The organism is Vibrio sp. V09_P4A23P171 (assembly GCF_963875615.1).
Lineage (GTDB): Bacteria > Pseudomonadota > Gammaproteobacteria > Enterobacterales > Vibrionaceae > Vibrio > Vibrio anguillarum.
Window position 1 is genome coordinate 1 of sequence record NZ_CAWNMR010000002.1, and the last position, 17,704, is coordinate 17,704.

Genomic DNA, 17,704 nt, shown 5'->3' on the forward strand with positions numbered 1-17,704 from the left:
CTCTGACGCCGCCTCTTGAGGCTCGGCTATCGCATCCGCCAGCGCGTCTTCTTCTGTGTACTCTGGAAGCTCAAGATCCGTAAGGTTGCTCTCGTCTTCCTTTTCTTCTTCTAGAGGAGGCTCGTTAATTGAAGCAAGTGCATCTTCTTCGCTGAACTCAGGCAACGCCTCTTCATCAATCGCTTCAAAACTTTCTTGAGCAACAGGCTCTGACGCCGCATCTTGAGGCTCGGCTATCGCATCCGCCAGCGCGTCTTCTTCTGTGTACTCTGGAAGCTCAAGATCCGTAAGGTCGCTCTCGTCTTCCTTTTCTTCTTCTAGAGGAGGCTCGTTAATTGAAGCAAGCGCATCTTCTTCGCTGAACTCAGGCAACGCCTCTTCATCAATCGCTTCAAAACTTTCTTGAGCAACAGGCTCTGACTCCGCCTCTTGAGGCTCAGCTATCGCATCCGCCAGCGCGTCTTCTTCTGTGTACTCTGGCAGCTCAAGATCCGTAAGATCGCTCTCGTCTTCCTTTTCTTCTTCTAGAGGAGGCTCGTTAATTGAAGCAAGTGCATCTTCTTCACTGAATTCAGGCAAGGCTTGCTCGTCAATCGCTTCAAAACTTTCTTGAGCAACAGGCTCTGACGCCGCCTCTTGAGGCTCGGCTATCGCATCCGCCAGCGCGTCTTCTTCTGACTGCTCTGGCAGTTGGACTTCGGAAAGCTCGCTCTGTGACTGTTCTTCTAGCGATGGCTCATTAAAGGAAGCAAGGAGATCTTCTTCTTCGAACTCCACTAACTTGTCATCGTGGAGCTCCTCAACATGGTCCTTTGCCGATGATTCTGCTGAATTAGTTTGAAGCGGCTCAACATCAGCTTGGCTTGGTTCTTCGTCTTCTAGCTCACCAATGTCCCAGTCTTCATCTTGTGGAACTCCAAATTCGTTAGGGCTGACTTCTGGTTTGCTAACCTGTGCGGGTTCTATTTTTTCCGGGGATGTCGAGCTGCTTAGAGGTTGCTCCTCATTCGGCTTCAGATCCGGATAACTTGCCCCTTCAATTTCTGGGTTAAAATCAAATGAGTCGTCGATAAATTCTTCATCAATGTCGCCATCAACCACTCCCATCTGTTCATCATCCAGTAGAGGATCTTTTTCAGGAGCGGCACTTAGCAGATCGTCAATGAAGATGTCGCTGTTAAACTCGGAATCTTCAACGCTATCGTTTTCATTATCCAACAACTCGCTATTTTGCTGTTCGGCCTCTTCGATATTCTGAGCATGCTGCTCGATTTCCAGCAACTCTTCAAATAATGCCGTACCATCTTCTTCAGCGAGACTATCCTTATCTTCAGCACCTTCTTGCTCTTGGTCTGCCTTTTCAAACTCAAGTGATTCAGAACCATTGTCAGTAAATAGTTCGTCCAATAGCTCTGTACTATTCTCATCCAGCTCGGTTTCAATGTCGGATTCCGTAGTTTCTTCACCCAATAACTCATACAGAGTTTGATCACCAGTGAAGTCAACATCATCAATATCTTCTTCGCTCGAAGCGATGTCTTTATCGGGCTGCACAAGTTCTTCAAGTAAGTCGGTGCTTTCCGATAAGTCTGTCTCGTTCTCTTCATCATCACCGAGTAGCTCATCGAGCAGTTCGACACTGTCACTATCAATTGCTAGGACGTCTTCATCTTGCTCTTCTAATAATTCATCCAGCAGCGCTGTTTCAGTGGAGGAATCAGTTTCTATTGAGGTGAGGTCAGATTGCGCTTCAATCGTTGCGAATAGATCATCAAGTTCACTATCCGACGCTAGCTCTGCTTCTTTTAAATCGAAGTTACCGCCGGTTTTTGCTAGCTCAGGCTCTTCTGAATCCAAGTTGAAATCATCTTCGGACTCATCCAATAATGAATCAAAGTCAAAACTATCATGATGATCGTCATCACTATTGGCGGCAAACAAATCGTCAAGTAGCGATTGATCTAAAGTATCGCTTCCGAGATCTTCAGCTTTATCATCTCCAGCCAATAACGCGTCAATGTCGTCTTCAGAGATGGAATCATCATCATCGGATAAATCAAATTCTGTTTCGCCGTCATCTTCATCTAATAACGCTTCGTCTAAAGCTCGCGCCATCTCATCGAGACCGACAGCTTTTTCGTCAGCACCAACACTGATGCCGTTACTGCTAGCGGTCAAATCTTCTAAATCCGCAGCAAGATCACCATCATCGCCGATACTCGCAAATGGGTCTTCGCCATCTTCACCTTCGAGGTTGAAGTCTAAATCTGTATCGTCTAAATCGGCAAAAATGTCCGATTCTTGCTCAGCATTGTCATCGATTTCATCATCCTGTGTGATGTCGTCACCAAATAACTTCTCACTATCATCAGACTCACCAAACAAGTCATCATCCAGCATTAAATCATCGTCAATATCTTCAAGGCTGCCAGCAGCCATTGGCGTTATGGGCTCTTGATTACCTTGAGTGACAACAGGCTGCTCCGTTGGCTTGGATCGGCGGCCAAGCAACATCACAACCAGTAAACCAATTAACAGACCAGGAATAAGGGCGAGAGCGGCGACCAACCAAGAGTTGGAAAGCAGTTGATCAAGTGCACTTGGTGCAAGCTTTTGCGCCTCTAGTGCTTTTCGACGTTCTTCATCAAGTAGCTTTTCAACTTCAGAGCGAATGCGGTTTTCGTCACCGAGTTCTCCTTTGAGTGCATCGACTTCAGATTGAACATCTGCCAGCATCAAACGTAACTTATGATTTTTCTCTTCAAGCGCCAGTAATTCAGTATCAGATTTCGCAACTTGTGTGCCAATATCTTTTAGCACAGGTTCACTCTTCGTCTTTTCAACAACTGGTTGAGCGGCAATAGAGGCAATTGTTTTTTCAGGCAAAGCTGTAGAAGCAGCAGTAACAGGCGCTGTTGGCTGCGCCGTATTAGCATTCAATTTGGCTTGATGCGCGGCCATGATATTGACCGCTTCTTGTGTGGGCGCACTATTTACCTGTGCCAATGATGGAACACGTAAGTTGCTACCCGGAATCAAACTGTGAATATTTTGATTTTCGAACGCCTGAGGGTTTAGCCGATAAATGGCCAGTAGGGTTTGTTGTACAGTGACGTTATTCGATGGGCGTAGTCGAGTGGCAATAGACCACAAAGTGTCGCTGTCTAAGGTTGGCCCAAAAAACGTCGATGGTTGGCTATTAGCCTGCTGAAGATTACGAGTTTGAGTGAGATTTTCTGAAAATTGAGGAGAAGACTGGATCTCACCATTCGGCCCAACCAGGCGAATGCTCTCGGCACTAACGATAGAAGTCTGAGTCACGGCAACCATTGCTATCGGCAACAGTAGACGCTGAAAAATTTGACGCATATAAGGCTCAGCTATGTGCTTGGAATAAATAAATACGATGATCTGTTTAATATATCGGATAACGCTAGCAAAACTATAGGACGCAAGGTAAAAAATGTGTCACGACTACGATAATCGCAGGAATCTCACACATTTTTCCCCGCTAAGTGAGCTTGCTCAGACAAAAACAGTACCATAATAAAAAGAAAGGCCAGCATTGGCTGACCTTTTTAAATAGTACTTAAGCTTACTCTGCGTCTATTTTTGCCCAAGTGTCACGTAGACCCACTGTGCGGTTAAAAACCAACGCTTCTGGTTTAGAATCTTTCGAGTCAGCACAGAAATAACCCATGCGCTCAAACTGATAACCTTGCTCCGCGTGTGCCGACACTAAACTAGGCTCAACAAAACCATTAATTTTAACCAATGAATCTGGGTTAATAGTTTCGGCAAAGTTGTCAGCCGCCGCCGGGTTGGGAACGGTAAATAGGCGATCATACAAACGAATTTCAGCTGGCAAGGCTTTATCGGCGGATACCCAATGAATAACACCTTTTACTTTGCGTCCATCAGCCGGGTTTTTACCCAGAGTATCCATATCGTAAGTGCAGAATATTGTCGTAATATTGCCTTGTGCATCTTTTTCAATGCGCTCTGCTTTTATTACGTAAGCGCCGCGTAAGCGAACTTCTTTGCCTAAAACTAAACGTTTGTATTTCTTGTTGCCTTCTTCACGGAAATCTTCACGTTCAATCCACAATTCGCGAGTAAATGGAACTTCACGTTCGCCCATTTCAGGCTTGTTTGGATGATTTGCCAGCGTTAACGTCTCGACTTTACCCGCCTCAAAGTTTTCTATCACCACTTTTACAGGGTCAAGAACCGCCATGGCGCGAGGCGCATGTTCGTTTAAGTCTTCACGGATACAAGACTCTAACGAACTGAATTCGATCATATTTTCCTGTTTTGTCACACCTATGCGTTTGCAAAACTCACGAATCGATGCTGGTGTGAATCCACGGCGGCGTAAACCTGAAATCGTCGGCATACGTGGGTCATCCCAACCATCCACTAATTTTTCCGTAACCAGCTGGTTTAGTTTACGCTTAGACATTACCGTGTATTCAAGGTTTAAACGGCTAAACTCATACTGATGTGGTCGACAGTCAATCGTGATATTTTCCAACACCCAATCGTACAGACGGCGGTTATCTTGAAACTCTAGGGTACAAATTGAGTGCGTGATTCCTTCCAAGGCATCCGAGATACAGTGGGTAAAATCGTACATTGGATAAATGCACCATTTGTTACCCGTTTGGTGATGCTCAGCGAAACGAACACGGTAAAGCACAGGATCGCGCATCACCATAAAGGATGACGCCATGTCAATCTTGGCACGTAAACACGCTTTGCCTTCTTCGAAACCACCAGCGCGCATTTTCTCAAATAGGGCTAGGTTTTCTTCAATGCTGCGATCGCGGTACGGACTTGGCTTACCTGCTTGAGTCAATGTACCTCGATATTCACGGATCTCTTCTGGACTGAGCTCTTCAACATAAGCCAGACCTTTTTGGATCAACTCAACCGCGTATTGGTATAGTTTGTCAAAATAATCTGACGAATAACAAACATCACCAGACCATTGGAAGCCGAGCCATTTCACGTCGGCTTTGATTGACTCAACGTACTCCATATCTTCTTTTTCAGGGTTTGTATCGTCAAAACGTAAATTACACTGTCCCTGATAGTCCTGAGCAATACCAAAGTTTAAGCAGATAGATTTAGCATGACCGATGTGCAGGTAACCATTTGGCTCGGGCGGAAAACGAGTATGCACACTTGTGTGTTTGCCATCCGCTAAATCTTTATCAATGATTTGGCGAATAAAATTCGATGGACGAGCCTCAGCTTCACTCATCTATAGCACCTCAAAATTATTTAGTATCGTCAGAAGATTTTTCTGTATGTAAGAGCAGCAATGCTTGCAGAAACAGAAAGTTTGTCGCTAATGATCCACAATTATCCGCTCTTGCACAATAAAAAGTGGGCATTTCCTGCGATTATTTCAAGACATTGCCTTTTGTCTGGCTAGGCTAAGCAAAATTTCAGGTAAAGGGCGTAAGAAATAGGCAAAAGCTACCGTTGTGGGCAGCCTTAAATTTGAATAGCGCTCATTTGATGAATAAGAAAAACCTCTGCATAAAGCAGAGGCTTTAAAATAACCTAATCATCCGTTGCGATTAAGACTAAGGAAGTTTCACGCTAGAAAGATCTTCGTTTGCATTGATAGACTTCATCTCACCAGCAACGATTTCAGCAAGAGGGCCTAAGATAACTTGTAGGTTATTAGTACCCAGTTTCACCACACCCATGGCACCCAATGCTTTTAATGTTTTCTCGTCGATAATACTCATGTCATTGACAGATAAACGTAAGCGAGTGATACAAGCATCGATGTTAGATAGGTTGCTGTGACCGCCTAGAGCTTTAAGGTATTGTTTAGCGAGCTCAGAAGACTCTTTCGCGCCTGATACTTTGCTATCGCTGTCGTCATCTTCGCGACCTGGTGTTTTAAGGCCAAATTTCAAAATAACGGTACGGAAAATCACATAGTAGAGAGCAAAGAACACAATACCTTGAACTATTAGCATGTACCAATTAACCGCCAGTGGGTTACGTGATGACAATACCATATCCACAAGGCCTGCAGAGAAACCGAAACCCGCAATCCACTGCATTGAAGCAGCAATGAATACTGATAGACCCGTCAATGCTGCATGCAGTACATATAGTGCAGGAGCAAGGAACATGAACGAGAATTCTAGAGGTTCAGTTACACCGGTAAAGAATGAAGCAAAACCAGCTGCAATCATAATAGAAGCAACTTTCTCTTTATTCTTCGCTGTAGATGTGTGGTAAATAGCCAATGCCGCACCAGGTAGACCGAACATCATAATAGGGAAGAAGCCTGCTTGGTACATACCCGTTACACCTGGGATACCAGTACCCTCAGCGATAGATTTTGCACCACCTAAGAAGTTAGGAATGTCGTTAATACCCGCAACGTCAAACCAGAATACTGAGTTCAGTGCGTGATGAAGACCAACAGGGATTAGCAAGCGGTTAAAGAACGCATAGATACCTGCACCCGCAGAACCTAGACCTTGAATCGATTCACCAAACGATACTAGACCACCATAAACATGCGGCCATACATACATCAGAACGAAGGCGATAAAAATACCAGCAAACGACGTCAAAATAGGTACTAGGCGTTTGCCAGAGAAGAAGGCTAATGCTTTATGCAGTTCTACAGTAGAGAAGCGATTGTAGATTTCAGCAGAAACAATACCTACTAAAATACCAACAAACTGGTTGTTGATTTTACCAAAAGCAGCAGGAACTGCGCTTGGATCAATACCTTGGATCTGTGCAACGGCTCCTGGAGAAAGCAAAGTCGTCACGACTAAGAAACCAACAAAACCCGACAATGCAGCAGCACCGTCTTTATCTTTAGACATACCGTAAGCCACACCAACAGCAAACAGTACAGACATGTTATCAATGATTGCAGCACCTGCTTTAATCAGGAATGCAGCCAAGGCACTGTTTGAACCCCACCCATTTGGGTCGATCCAATAACCAATACCCATTAGTATCGCGGCAGCTGGCAATGTGGCAACTGGTACCATCAACGCCTTGCCTACTTTTTGAAAGTATCCAAGAATATTCACCTTAAGTTCCCCCTATAGGATTTAGGATTTTTTGTATTTGGTTGAGCCACTTATTTTAGTCGCTCAATTTAGTCAAACTCAGTTTATGATATTAATTTTGCTCCGCAAATTAAAACCTTATCATTTGTGATCATAATCACCACAATCTGCCAAATACCAAGGTTTTTGCTAGCGAGATCATAAAACTTATTTTACAATTAAAAAAAATGGAAATTAGGCGATAATATTTGCCTGTTTCATCGTCGAATAGCATGTAAGCTAAACAACCCCGACTGGCTTTTTTCGTATAAAATGCAAACTATAACTATCAAATAACCCAGTCAAAACGAGCACTTAATTTTAATGTCATCCAGCATTGGCTGTTTGCTAGCAAGATAATTCGCGACCTAATTGAAGTAAGAAAAGAAAGCACCGTACTGGCACATTCCACCTTTCATTTCGTCGCCTCGCCAAATTTATAAAATATTGATAGATAAGGATTTGATGATTATGTACGCACTAACTAACTGTAAAATCTACACTGGCAGTGATGTGCTAGTTGACCATGCTGTGATTATCAACAACGAGTTGATTGAAGCGGTCTGTCCTATTGCGGATTTACCACAAGATATAGCGACACAAGATTTAAATGGTGCAAACCTAAGCCCAGGCTTTATCGACCTGCAATTGAATGGTTGTGGCGGTGTGATGCTGAATGATGAAGTAACCGCGACTACGATGCAGATCATGCATAAAGCCAACCTAAAATCAGGATGCACAAGCTTTTTGCCAACGTTAATCACCTCTTCAGACGAAGACATGCGCAAAGCGATTTCTGCCGCACGTGAATATCACTCTCAATATAAAAACCAATCACTGGGTTTACACCTTGAAGGGCCATATCTTAATGTGATGAAAAAGGGCATTCACAGTGTGGATTTCATCCGCCCTTCAGATGACAACATGATCGCCACTATGTGTGAAAATAGCGATGTGATTGCTAAAGTGACATTGGCGCCAGAGCACAACAATCCAGAACACATTGAACGTCTGGTGAAAGCTGGCATTGTGGTATCGATTGGTCACACTAACGCAACTTATACTGAAGCACGTAAAAGCTTTGAATCAGGCATCACCTTTGCCACACACTTATTTAATGCCATGACGCCGATGGTTGGACGTGAACCCGGTGTCGTTGGTGCAATTTATGACACCCCAGAAGTTTATGCTGGCATTATTGCTGATGGCTTTCATGTTGATTATGCTAACATCAGAATTGCTCACAAAATCAAAGGCGAAAAGCTTGTATTAGTGACCGATGCCACAGCTCCTGCAGGCGCTAACATGGATTACTTTATTTTTGTCGGTAAGAAAGTATATTACCGTGATGGTAAGTGTGTTGATGAAAACGGCACACTGGGCGGCTCAGCACTCACTATGATTGAGGCAGTGCAAAACACTGTTGAGCACGTTGGTATCGCATTGGACGAAGCTCTGCGGATGGCAACTCTGTATCCGGCAAAAGCAATTGGTGTGGATCACAAACTAGGCCGAGTAAAAAAAGGCATGGTGGCGAACCTCACTGCATTTGATAGAGACTTCAATGTTCAGGCGACGGTTGTTAACGGACAATACGAGCACAATTGATAATGAATGGCGGACAAATAGGTAACGTAGATTTAGTCAAACAACTCAACAGCGCAGCAGTGTACCGATTGATCGACCTACAAGGTCCGATATCTCGTATTCAAGTTGCCGATGTGAGCCAACTTGCTCCAGCAAGTGTTACAAAAATAACCCGCCAACTTCTAGAACGCGGCCTCATTAAAGAGGTCGCACAACAAGCCTCTACTGGCGGACGTAGAGCCATCTCCTTAACAACCGAAGTAGCCCCTTTTCACTCTGTCGCCGTACGTTTAGGCCGAGATTACATTCAGCTCAGCCTGTATAATTTAGGGGGCAAAGAACTCGCGTCGGACTATCACGAGTTTCACTATTCTCACCAAACACAATTAATTGAGGGACTCCTTTTCCACCTCAATACCTTTATCAAACAACAGCAAGAGCGAATCGAACAGTTCATTGCCATTGGTATTGCCCTACCCGGCTTAGTCAACCCAGAAACGGGTGTCGTAGAATACATGCCCAACATTGCTATTGATGCACTCGCTTTAGGTGACATCATTCGTGATAATTTTCATGTTGAATGTTTTGTTGGCAACGACGTGCGCGGTATGGCGCTTGCCGAACATTATTTTGGTGCCAGCAAAGACTGTCAAGACTCTATCCTAGTCAGCGTTCACCGAGGAACTGGGGCTGGCATTATCGTCAATGGTCAAGTATTCCTAGGCTATAACCGTAACGTAGGTGAAATTGGTCATATCCAAATCGACCCACTCGGCGAACAGTGTCAATGCGGAAATTTCGGCTGTTTAGAAACGGTAGCCGCAAACCCGGCTATTATATCTCGTGTTAAAAAACTGATTGCTCAGGGCTATGAATCTAGCCTAGCGAATATAGAGAGCATTACCATCAATGATGTATGTGAGCACGCCAATCTCGGTGATGAGCTAGCAAAACAGAGCTTAATTCGAGTGGGTAATCAACTCGGTAAAGCCATTGCGATGACCATTAACTTGTTCAACCCACAAAAAGTGGTAATTGCAGGTCAAATTACAGCCGCTCAAGAGATCGTATTCCCCGCGATTCAACGAAATGTAGAGAATCAATCACTCAAAACTTTCCACACCAATTTACCCATAGTCGCGTCGCAGATTGATAAACAACCAACCATAGGTGCATTTGCTATGATTAAACGGGCAATGTTAAATGGTGTTTTACTTCAAAAATTACTTGGCGATTAAGCAACCGATTGAATTATAATAAAAGGCTGTGTCGTCATGACACAGCCTTTTTTACAACCAAAACATTATTTTTAAACCAAAGCATTACTAAAGGAATTTATGGAACTTATCCTAATTTCAACGGCTTTTTTCGCAGGGTTTATTGCCTTGAAATGCAATTTACCTCCGTTGGTTGGCTTTTTAGTTGCTGGGTTTGGCCTTAATGCTGCTGGCTACCACAGCAGCGATACCATTCTGACCCTAGCCGATCTAGGGGTTACCTTATTGCTGTTCACAATTGGACTTAAGCTAGAGATTAAAACCTTACTTGCGAGAGAGATTTGGGCTGGTGCCACGGTTCATAACCTCCTTTCGACAGGGATTTTCAGCATTGCTTTATTGATATTCAAATATTTAGGGGTTAGCTCTCTGGCCTCCATGTCAATTGAACAATTAGTTCTGCTTGGTTTTGCTTTGTCATTCTCCAGTACTGTTTTTGCGGTGAAATCACTGCAAGAGAAAGGAGAAATGAACGCGACATACGCCACTATCGCCATCGGTATTCTTGTGATGCAAGATATCTTTGCTGTCATATTTTTAACCGTCTCGACAGGAAAACTTCCTCATTGGTACGCTGCCACTTTATTGATCCTACCCTTTATGCGGCCACTATTTTACAAACTGCTCGACTGGGTTGGTCACGGTGAAATGCTTGTTCTGTTTGGTATATTTTTTGCCTTAGTGGTCGGAGCAGGATCATTTGAATTGGTTGGGATGAAACCCGATCTTGGTGCTCTGATTTTAGGCATGCTGCTAGCAGGCCATCGCAAAGCATCTGAGCTGTCAAAATCACTCTTTAATCTAAAAGAGCTGTTTCTCGTCTGCTTTTTCCTCAATATTGGACTATCAGAACAGCCCACAATGACTGGGTTTGCGCTCGCATTGTTGCTCTTACTGCTGCTTCCCATCAAAGGTATCCTCTATTTTTGGGTACTCAACCGCTTTAAATTCCGAGTGAGAACCTCACTGTTAGCCACCTTGTCTTTATTCAATTTCAGTGAATTCGGACTGATTGTGGGGGGGCTTGCTTTCAAAATGGGATGGATGTCGGGTGATATATTGGTCGCACTGGCCATTGCGGTATCCATTTCATTTGTAATCGCAGCCCCAATAAGCCGTAAAGGCCATGAACTCTATCAACATTCACGGCAATGGCTCAAAGAACATGCCGCTGAAAAACTCAACACCAAAGATCAATTAATTAATCCAGGCCATGCTCAGGTACTCATATTAGGGATGGGCCGCATCGGTACCGGTGCATATGATGAGTTGCGCTCTCGTTATGGCAAAATAAGTTTAGGCATAGAAGTCCGAGAAGAGGTTGCTCATGATCACCGCTCACAAGGGCGCAATGTTATTGCTGGTGATGCAACCGACCCTGATTTTTGGGAGCGTATTCTAGACACTGGTAATGTAAAACTCGTACTACTTGCTATGCCGCATCATCAGGGTAACCAAATCGCGCTATCGCAGTTACAACACCGTAATTTTAAAGGACAAATCGCAGCCATCGCCGAATACCCAGACCAATTGGAATCACTATTGGAAAGTGGTGTTGATGCGGCATTCAACATCTATAGCGAAGCGGGTAGCGGTTTTGCCCGTCACGTATGTAAACAACTCCAACCTAATTTTACTAAACCGTAATAATGTCTAGGTAAGCCATCGCAATTTTTAGGTAAAACATTGTCATTTCTATGCCCAACTCAATACGGCCCCAGAGCTTAGTTGGGCATAATTTACCCACCATCGCTCAAAAATAGAAAACAAATAGAAAAAATCCATATAAAGCACCCATTACTTAAATAAAATTCACCAAGATGCATCTTATGTGATATTAACGACACCATATGGTTGCTTTTTTTAACCAGAATGGCAAATTAGGTCCAACAGATTAAAAATCATCAAAAGGAAGTTGTATGTGTTCTATATTTGGCATTCTTGATATTAAAAGTGATGCAACAGCGTTACGCCCAATAGCGCTAGAGATGTCTAAAAAAATGCGTCACCGCGGCCCTGATTGGTCTGGCATCTATGCTTCAGAAAAAGCAATCTTGGCTCATGAGCGCCTTTCTATTGTCGGTTTAAACAGCGGCGCACAACCACTTTACAGCCCAAATAAAAAGCACATATTAGCGGTCAATGGTGAGATTTATAACCACAAAGAAATTCGTGCTCGTTACCAAGGCAAATACGATTTTCAAACCGACTCTGACTGTGAAGTGATATTAGCGCTTTATGCAGACATGGGTGCCGCGCTGCTTGAAGAACTCAACGGTATCTTTGCCTTTGTGCTCTATGATGAAGAAAAAGATGAGTACCTCATCGGGCGTGACCATATTGGTATCATTCCTCTTTACCAAGGCCATGACGAACACGGTAACTATTACATTGCATCCGAAATGAAAGCTTTGGTAAGCATTTGCAAAACTATCAGTGAATTTCCTCCTGGTAGTTACTACAGCTCGAAAGAGGCAGGTGCACAACGCTACTATATTCGAGATTGGAATGAATATGCGGCAGTCCAAGGCAATAGCAGCAGTAAAGAAGAGCTAAAACAAGCATTAGAAGCGGCCGTTAAGCGCCAACTGATGACAGATGTACCTTATGGGGTTTTGCTTTCTGGAGGATTGGACTCTTCAATTACGTCAGCCATTGCGAAACGTTACGCCGCAATGCGAATTGAAGATGATGAACAATCAGAAGCATGGTGGCCACAGCTTCACTCTTTTGCGGTGGGTTTAGACGGTGCTCCAGACCTTAAAGCGGCTCGTGAAGTGGCTGAAAAAATTGGCACTGTACACCACGAAATGACGTATACCATCCAAGAGGGTTTAGATGCTATTCGTGATGTTATTTACCATATTGAAACGTATGACGTGACGACAATTCGAGCCTCTACTCCGATGTATTTGATGGGGCGGAAAATCAAAGCTATGGGTATCAAAATGGTACTTTCCGGCGAAGGAGCGGATGAGATCTTCGGTGGTTACTTATACTTCCACAAAGCACCAAACGCGCAAGAATTCCACGAAGAAACGGTGCGTAAACTGCTGGCGTTGAACTTGTTTGACTGTGCTCGCGCTAATAAATCTTTAGCGGCTTGGGGAGTGGAAGGACGCGTTCCTTTCCTAGACAAAGAGTTTATTGATGTTGCAATGAGGCTTAACCCTGCTGACAAAATGTGTGGCAATGGCAAGATGGAAAAACACATTCTACGTGAGTGCTTTGAAGATTATCTGCCAGCCTCGATTGCTTGGCGTCAAAAAGAGCAATTTTCCGATGGTGTGGGCTATAGCTGGATTGACACCCTAAAGAGTGTTGCTGAAGAAAAAGTTACCGATCAACAGATGGAAACAGCAAAATACCGCTTCCCATATAATACTCCAGCGACAAAAGAAGGGTATGTTTACCGCGAGATCTTCGAAGAGCTGTTCCCGTTAGAGTCTGCTGCACAATGCGTTCCTGGAGGTCCTTCTGTAGCTTGTTCTTCCGCCAAAGCAATAGAGTGGGATGAATCCTTTAAAAATTGTATTGACCCGTCAGGCCGAGCTGTCAAAGCGGTGCATAATGAAGCGTACTAACCAAAACGCTGGCTAATAAAGTAAATAAAAGGCGCAAAATGCGCCTTTTATGTGTCTAAAGAGCTTACTGTAGAGAGTCAATCACGAATCTAATTCTAAATGCTTATTATCAATGCTCATCGGTATCACTTGGCTGATCATTTTAACCAGCATAATCGATCGCGTCTCACCATCGGGCTCTTGGTAAATGGCATCAATTCCTGAGAACTGCCCACCCTTAAGTCGAACTACCTGCCCTTTTTCTGGAATATTGAACGATGCTACCGGTAATTTTAACTGGTCGAGTAACTTCAATTCCTCGATCAAATCACTGTCCAACTCCTTCGGATGTGAACCAAATCGGATGAAATCAACCACACCGCGAGTAGAGCGCACACTAGTAAAGGTTGGGCCAATTTCAAAATCAAAGTAAATGAACATATAGGAGGGAAAAAGTGGCTCTTTGACAACTTGCCGCTTACCCCGAAGAATTCTCTCTAGTTCAATTTCTGGGTAGAAACATTCGACACCTTGGTTTTCAAGGTGTGCTTTAGCACGCCTCTGATCGCCACGTTTACAATACAACAAATACCAACGTTTCATTTTATTCCTAGCTACTGCTTTTCTTTTTCTTGAATCCTAACACCATCCTCCTCCTCAATAAACGGCTAATAAACTGAACACAAAAATAAACCCTTAATGTCCGAACAAGGCAAATTCAAATAATCAGTAATGAAAGATAAGTTTTCATAACGCAACAAAACTTTGAGCATTGATAGACATGCATTTTAAAAACAATGAGTTAGTTAATAATGCCAGAATAAAATACTGATTTTACTCATTGCGATACGCTAAAAGCCCATGTATATCTAAAGCACAATTTTTCTCATCTCAAATACTAATAATTCTTATGACAAACCAACATCAATACTTTGGGCACCCAAGGGGCCTATTTTTACTTTTTGGCACAGAGCTATGGGAGCGTTTTTCGTATTATGCGATGCGCGCCATTTTGGTACTTTATCTTACAGACGCAACGATGAATGGCGGTCTAGGTTGGTCGACTAAAGATGCTCTCGATCTTTACGGCACCTATACAGGGCTAGTCTACATCACACCGCTTATTGGTGGTTACCTTGCAGACAACTACCTTGGGCAACGCCGTTCTATTTTATTGGGTGGAGCGTTAATGGCCATTGGCCAATTTACGCTGGCACTGCCTGCAGATGTGCTAGGCATTGGCTCTCTACACACTTTCTATTTAGGCCTTGCACTGCTTATCTGTGGTAACGGTCTATTTAAGCCCAATATCTCAACAATGGTTGGTGACCTATATAATGAAGGTGATAACCGTCGTGATGGCGCGTTCACCATCTTCTACATGGGGATCAATTTAGGTGCGCTACTTGCTGGTGTGATCTCTGGTTCAGTTACTAACTCATTTGGTTGGAAAGCCGGTTTTGTGGCCGCTGGTATTGGTATGCTGATCAGCCTTGTGATGCAAATGGCAATGGCTCAATCATGGCTTGGTAATATTGGCCGCGAACCAGCAGCTAAGCGCGATCTAAAACTGAAAAAATCAGCAAATAAAGAACCACTAACGAAAGCAGAAGTAGATCGTATCAAAGTTATCCTTGTGATGAGTTTGTTTACTATTGTTTTCTGGGCGGGTTTCGAACAAGCTGGTGGTTTAATGAACATTTACACGCAGCAATACACTGATCGTATGATGGGCGGTTTTGAGATACCTGCGGCTTGGTTCCAATCGTTAAATCCATTTTTCATTATTACTCTTGCCCCTGTATTAGCCGTATTATGGGTAAAATTAGGTAAGCGTGAACCAAACTCGCCAATGAAGTTTGCATTAGCGATGTTCTTCTTAGCCCTAGGCTTCCTATGCATGGTTGGTGCGGTTATGGAGCAAGGTGGTGACACTACCGTAAAAACATCAATGCTATGGCTTGTCGGTGCCTTCTTCTTCCATACCTTGGGCGAACTGTGTCTATCACCAATTGGTCTATCGCTTGTCACTAAACTAGCCCCACTACGCCTTGCTTCATTAATGATGGGAGCATGGTTCGGTTGTAACGCAATCGCGAATTATGTAGCAGGCCATGTAGGTTCTCATGTGGGAGAGCTTGGTGCGATGGCTATCTTCAGCGGTATTGCAGTAACAGCAAGCATTGGCGGCGTCATTTTACTGTTGTGCTCTAACACGCTCGTTCGTTGGATGCACGGTGCAGAAAGAACCACAAGCTACGCTGAAGAAATTGAGGAGCAACAAGCTCAGTTGGTTTAGCTTCAAATACACCTAGTGGTAATTCAAGAATAATAATGACAAACGGTCACGCTATAGTGACCGTTTTTGTACCAGAAAAGAATTCAACTCATCAGCGCTTAACTAAGGAAGCCATCATTTCTATATGCATTGCCGAATCATTTAGGCACTCAATGTAGGTAAACAATTCTCCACCAGCGTGAATAAAAGTTTCTTTACCTTGCTCAGCTATCTCTTCTAGGGTTTCTAAACAATCCACCGAGAAGGCGGGTGTGATGATATCCAACTTTTTAATACCGCGGCTTGGCAGAGCCTCTAATGTTTTATCCGTATAAGGCTGTAGCCACTCTTCACGTCCAAAAATAGACTGGTAGGTCATGCCGATTTGGTCAGCATTCAAACCAAGTTCTTGTGCCAAAAGTTCTGTGGTTTTTTGGCAGTGCTGTGGGTAGATATCACCGTTATCGGCGTATCGCTTAGGGATACCGTGGTAGGAACAAAGCAAATAGTCACCTTGCCCGTTACGTTGCCAAGAGTCACGGACTTTACTCGCCAAAGATCGTATATAAGCAGGGTGATTATGATAATCACGAATAAAACGTAAATTGGGCGTCACAGGGATACGTTTCATCGCTTTGGCAAGGCCATCAAACACGGCAGCCGTAGTAGTACCAGAATATTGAGGGTACAGAGGCAGCACCACAATCTCTTCAACACCACGCTCCAATAATGTGTTGATACCCTCTAAAAGGCTTGGTGAACCATAGGTCATACCAAGTTCCACTGGTGTACCGAGATACTGTTCTAACGCTTGCACTTGGCGTTTAGAGTACACCATCAAAGGAGAACCTTCTTCCATCCAAACAGATTGATATAACTTAGCAACCTTGGGGGCTCGCAGCGGAAGAATCACACCATGTAATAATGGACACCAGATCCAACGACTCATATCAACCACACGTTGGTCATGTAAAAATTGGCTTAAAAATCGTTTTACTGCCGATGCCGTCGGTTCACTCGGCGTTCCCAAGTTAACCAATAGCACACCCTGTTTTTGATTATTTTGCATTACTTCCATTCATCCATTTCATTGTTAATTATTGAGTACGAATTCGCGGCAGGAAAGTTCATAAAAAAAGCGACCTTTAGGTCGCTTCCACTATAACAAAGTTAACAAGCCTATACTGAGCCAATTATGCTAATGCTTTCTCAATATCAGCGCTAACTTGAGCAACTGGCTTAGTGCCATCAAATTTTAGGTATTTCGTATTACCCATTTGTGCTTCTTTACCGTAGTAAGTGATCAGTGGCGCTGTTTGCTCGTGGTAAACACCTAAACGAGCACGAACGGTTTCTTCTTTGTCATCATCACGAACGACAAGATCTTCACCTGTTACGTCATCTTTACCTTCCACTTTTGGCGGGTTGTAAATGGCGTGGTAGGTACGACCAGAAGCCAAGTGAGCACGACGTCCCGCCATACGCTCAACAATAACGTCATCGGCAACATCAAACTCAATCACATAGTCAACATTAATACCCATTGCTTTTAAGCCATCAGCTTGAGGAATCGTGCGAGGAAAACCATCGAGTAAAAAGCCCTTTTCACAATCAGCTTGGGTGATGCGTTCTTTGATTAAGCCAAGGATGATTTCATCAGAAACAAGTTGACCAGCATCAATCACTGATTTCGCTTTTTTGCCAAGTTCAGTACCTGCTTTAATCGCAGCACGTAACATATCACCAGTAGAGATTTGTGGAATACCGTACTTCTCCATGATGAATTGAGCTTGAGTGCCTTTACCTGCACCGGGAGCACCTAGAAGAATGATGCGCATGTTTAATCCTCTTTAGAAAATTATGATTTATACCGAAGCTCACAACCAGATGAGACTTAAA

The 17,704-nt window shown here is 43.7% G+C and carries 11 protein-coding genes; 5 read left to right on the top strand and 6 right to left on the bottom strand.

Features of this window, described 5'->3' with window-relative positions:
* The 3 genes from AACT23_RS00650 to nagE all read right to left on the bottom strand — a co-directional run.
* Positions 1-3,369: FimV/HubP family polar landmark protein (locus tag AACT23_RS00650; RefSeq protein ID WP_094127294.1), on the bottom strand; the 3,369-nt coding region annotated here is incomplete at its 3' end.
* A gap of 226 nt (positions 3,370-3,595) precedes the next feature.
* Positions 3,596-5,266 carry a glutamine--tRNA ligase gene (glnS, locus tag AACT23_RS00655; protein ID WP_017048027.1) on the bottom strand — a complete coding sequence of 557 codons (1,671 nt, stop codon included), beginning with the start codon at positions 5,264-5,266 and terminating at the stop codon, positions 3,596-3,598.
* Between the two features lie 328 nt (positions 5,267-5,594).
* Complete coding sequence (gene nagE / locus AACT23_RS00660; protein ID WP_013857296.1) at positions 5,595-7,082, bottom strand: N-acetylglucosamine-specific PTS transporter subunit IIBC; 1,488 nt, start codon at positions 7,080-7,082, stop codon at positions 5,595-5,597.
* A gap of 489 nt (positions 7,083-7,571) precedes the next feature.
* On the opposite strand from nagE, the gene nagA reads away from it, so the two are divergent.
* The 4 genes from nagA to asnB all read left to right on the top strand — a co-directional run bounded on the left by nagA (position 7,572) and on the right by asnB (position 13,548).
* Positions 7,572-8,708, top strand: a complete 1,137-nt coding sequence (nagA, locus tag AACT23_RS00665; protein ID WP_026028127.1) for an N-acetylglucosamine-6-phosphate deacetylase — start codon at positions 7,572-7,574, stop codon at positions 8,706-8,708.
* 2 nt (positions 8,709-8,710) lie between these two features.
* On the top strand, positions 8,711-9,925 hold the full coding sequence (gene nagC / locus AACT23_RS00670; RefSeq protein ID WP_026028126.1) for a DNA-binding transcriptional regulator NagC: 1,215 nt from the start codon (positions 8,711-8,713) through the stop codon (positions 9,923-9,925).
* Between the two features lie 99 nt (positions 9,926-10,024).
* A complete protein-coding gene (locus tag AACT23_RS00675; RefSeq protein ID WP_017045500.1) occupies positions 10,025-11,611 on the top strand; it encodes a cation:proton antiporter family protein in 1,587 nt (528 codons plus the stop codon).
* A 272-nt stretch (positions 11,612-11,883) separates the two neighbouring features.
* A complete protein-coding gene (gene asnB, locus AACT23_RS00680; RefSeq protein ID WP_017045499.1) occupies positions 11,884-13,548 on the top strand; it encodes an asparagine synthase B in 1,665 nt (554 codons plus the stop codon).
* A gap of 81 nt (positions 13,549-13,629) precedes the next feature.
* Here the strand turns inward: asnB and rfaH are convergent, their stop codons facing one another.
* The gene (rfaH, locus tag AACT23_RS00685; RefSeq protein ID WP_013857303.1) at positions 13,630-14,130 is read right to left on the bottom strand and encodes a transcription/translation regulatory transformer protein RfaH; all 501 of its coding nucleotides are present in this window, start codon (positions 14,128-14,130) and stop codon (positions 13,630-13,632) included.
* Positions 14,131-14,437: 307 nt separating this feature from the next.
* Between rfaH and AACT23_RS00690 the strand changes: the two genes are divergently transcribed.
* Positions 14,438-15,826: a peptide MFS transporter gene (locus tag AACT23_RS00690; RefSeq protein WP_094127296.1), complete on the top strand. Its 1,389-nt coding sequence runs from the start codon at positions 14,438-14,440 to the stop codon at positions 15,824-15,826.
* A 91-nt stretch (positions 15,827-15,917) separates the two neighbouring features.
* Here the strand turns inward: AACT23_RS00690 and hemH are convergent, their stop codons facing one another.
* A complete protein-coding gene (gene hemH / locus AACT23_RS00695) occupies positions 15,918-16,883 on the bottom strand; it encodes a ferrochelatase (RefSeq protein WP_019280865.1) in 966 nt (321 codons plus the stop codon).
* A 115-nt stretch (positions 16,884-16,998) separates the two neighbouring features.
* A complete protein-coding gene (gene adk, locus AACT23_RS00700) occupies positions 16,999-17,643 on the bottom strand; it encodes an adenylate kinase (RefSeq protein ID WP_013857306.1) in 645 nt (214 codons plus the stop codon).
* Between the last annotated feature and the right edge of the window lie 61 nt (positions 17,644-17,704).

What these genes read in the sequence shown, in the direction of transcription:
- glnS (WP_017048027.1), bottom strand. Translation starts at nt 5,266, where the DNA reads ATGAGTGAAGCTGAGGCTCGTCCATCGAATTTTATTCGCCAAATCATT.
- nagA (WP_026028127.1), top strand. Translation starts at nt 7,572, where the DNA reads ATGTACGCACTAACTAACTGTAAAATCTACACTGGCAGTGATGTGCTA.
- nagC (WP_026028126.1), top strand. Translation starts at nt 8,711, where the DNA reads ATGAATGGCGGACAAATAGGTAACGTAGATTTAGTCAAACAACTCAAC.
- AACT23_RS00675 (WP_017045500.1), top strand. Translation starts at nt 10,025, where the DNA reads ATGGAACTTATCCTAATTTCAACGGCTTTTTTCGCAGGGTTTATTGCC.
- asnB (WP_017045499.1), top strand. Translation starts at nt 11,884, where the DNA reads ATGTGTTCTATATTTGGCATTCTTGATATTAAAAGTGATGCAACAGCG.
- rfaH (WP_013857303.1), bottom strand. Translation starts at nt 14,130, where the DNA reads ATGAAACGTTGGTATTTGTTGTATTGTAAACGTGGCGATCAGAGGCGT.
- AACT23_RS00690 (WP_094127296.1), top strand. Translation starts at nt 14,438, where the DNA reads ATGACAAACCAACATCAATACTTTGGGCACCCAAGGGGCCTATTTTTA.
- hemH (WP_019280865.1), bottom strand. Translation starts at nt 16,883, where the DNA reads ATGGAAGTAATGCAAAATAATCAAAAACAGGGTGTGCTATTGGTTAAC.
- adk (WP_013857306.1), bottom strand. Translation starts at nt 17,643, where the DNA reads ATGCGCATCATTCTTCTAGGTGCTCCCGGTGCAGGTAAAGGCACTCAA.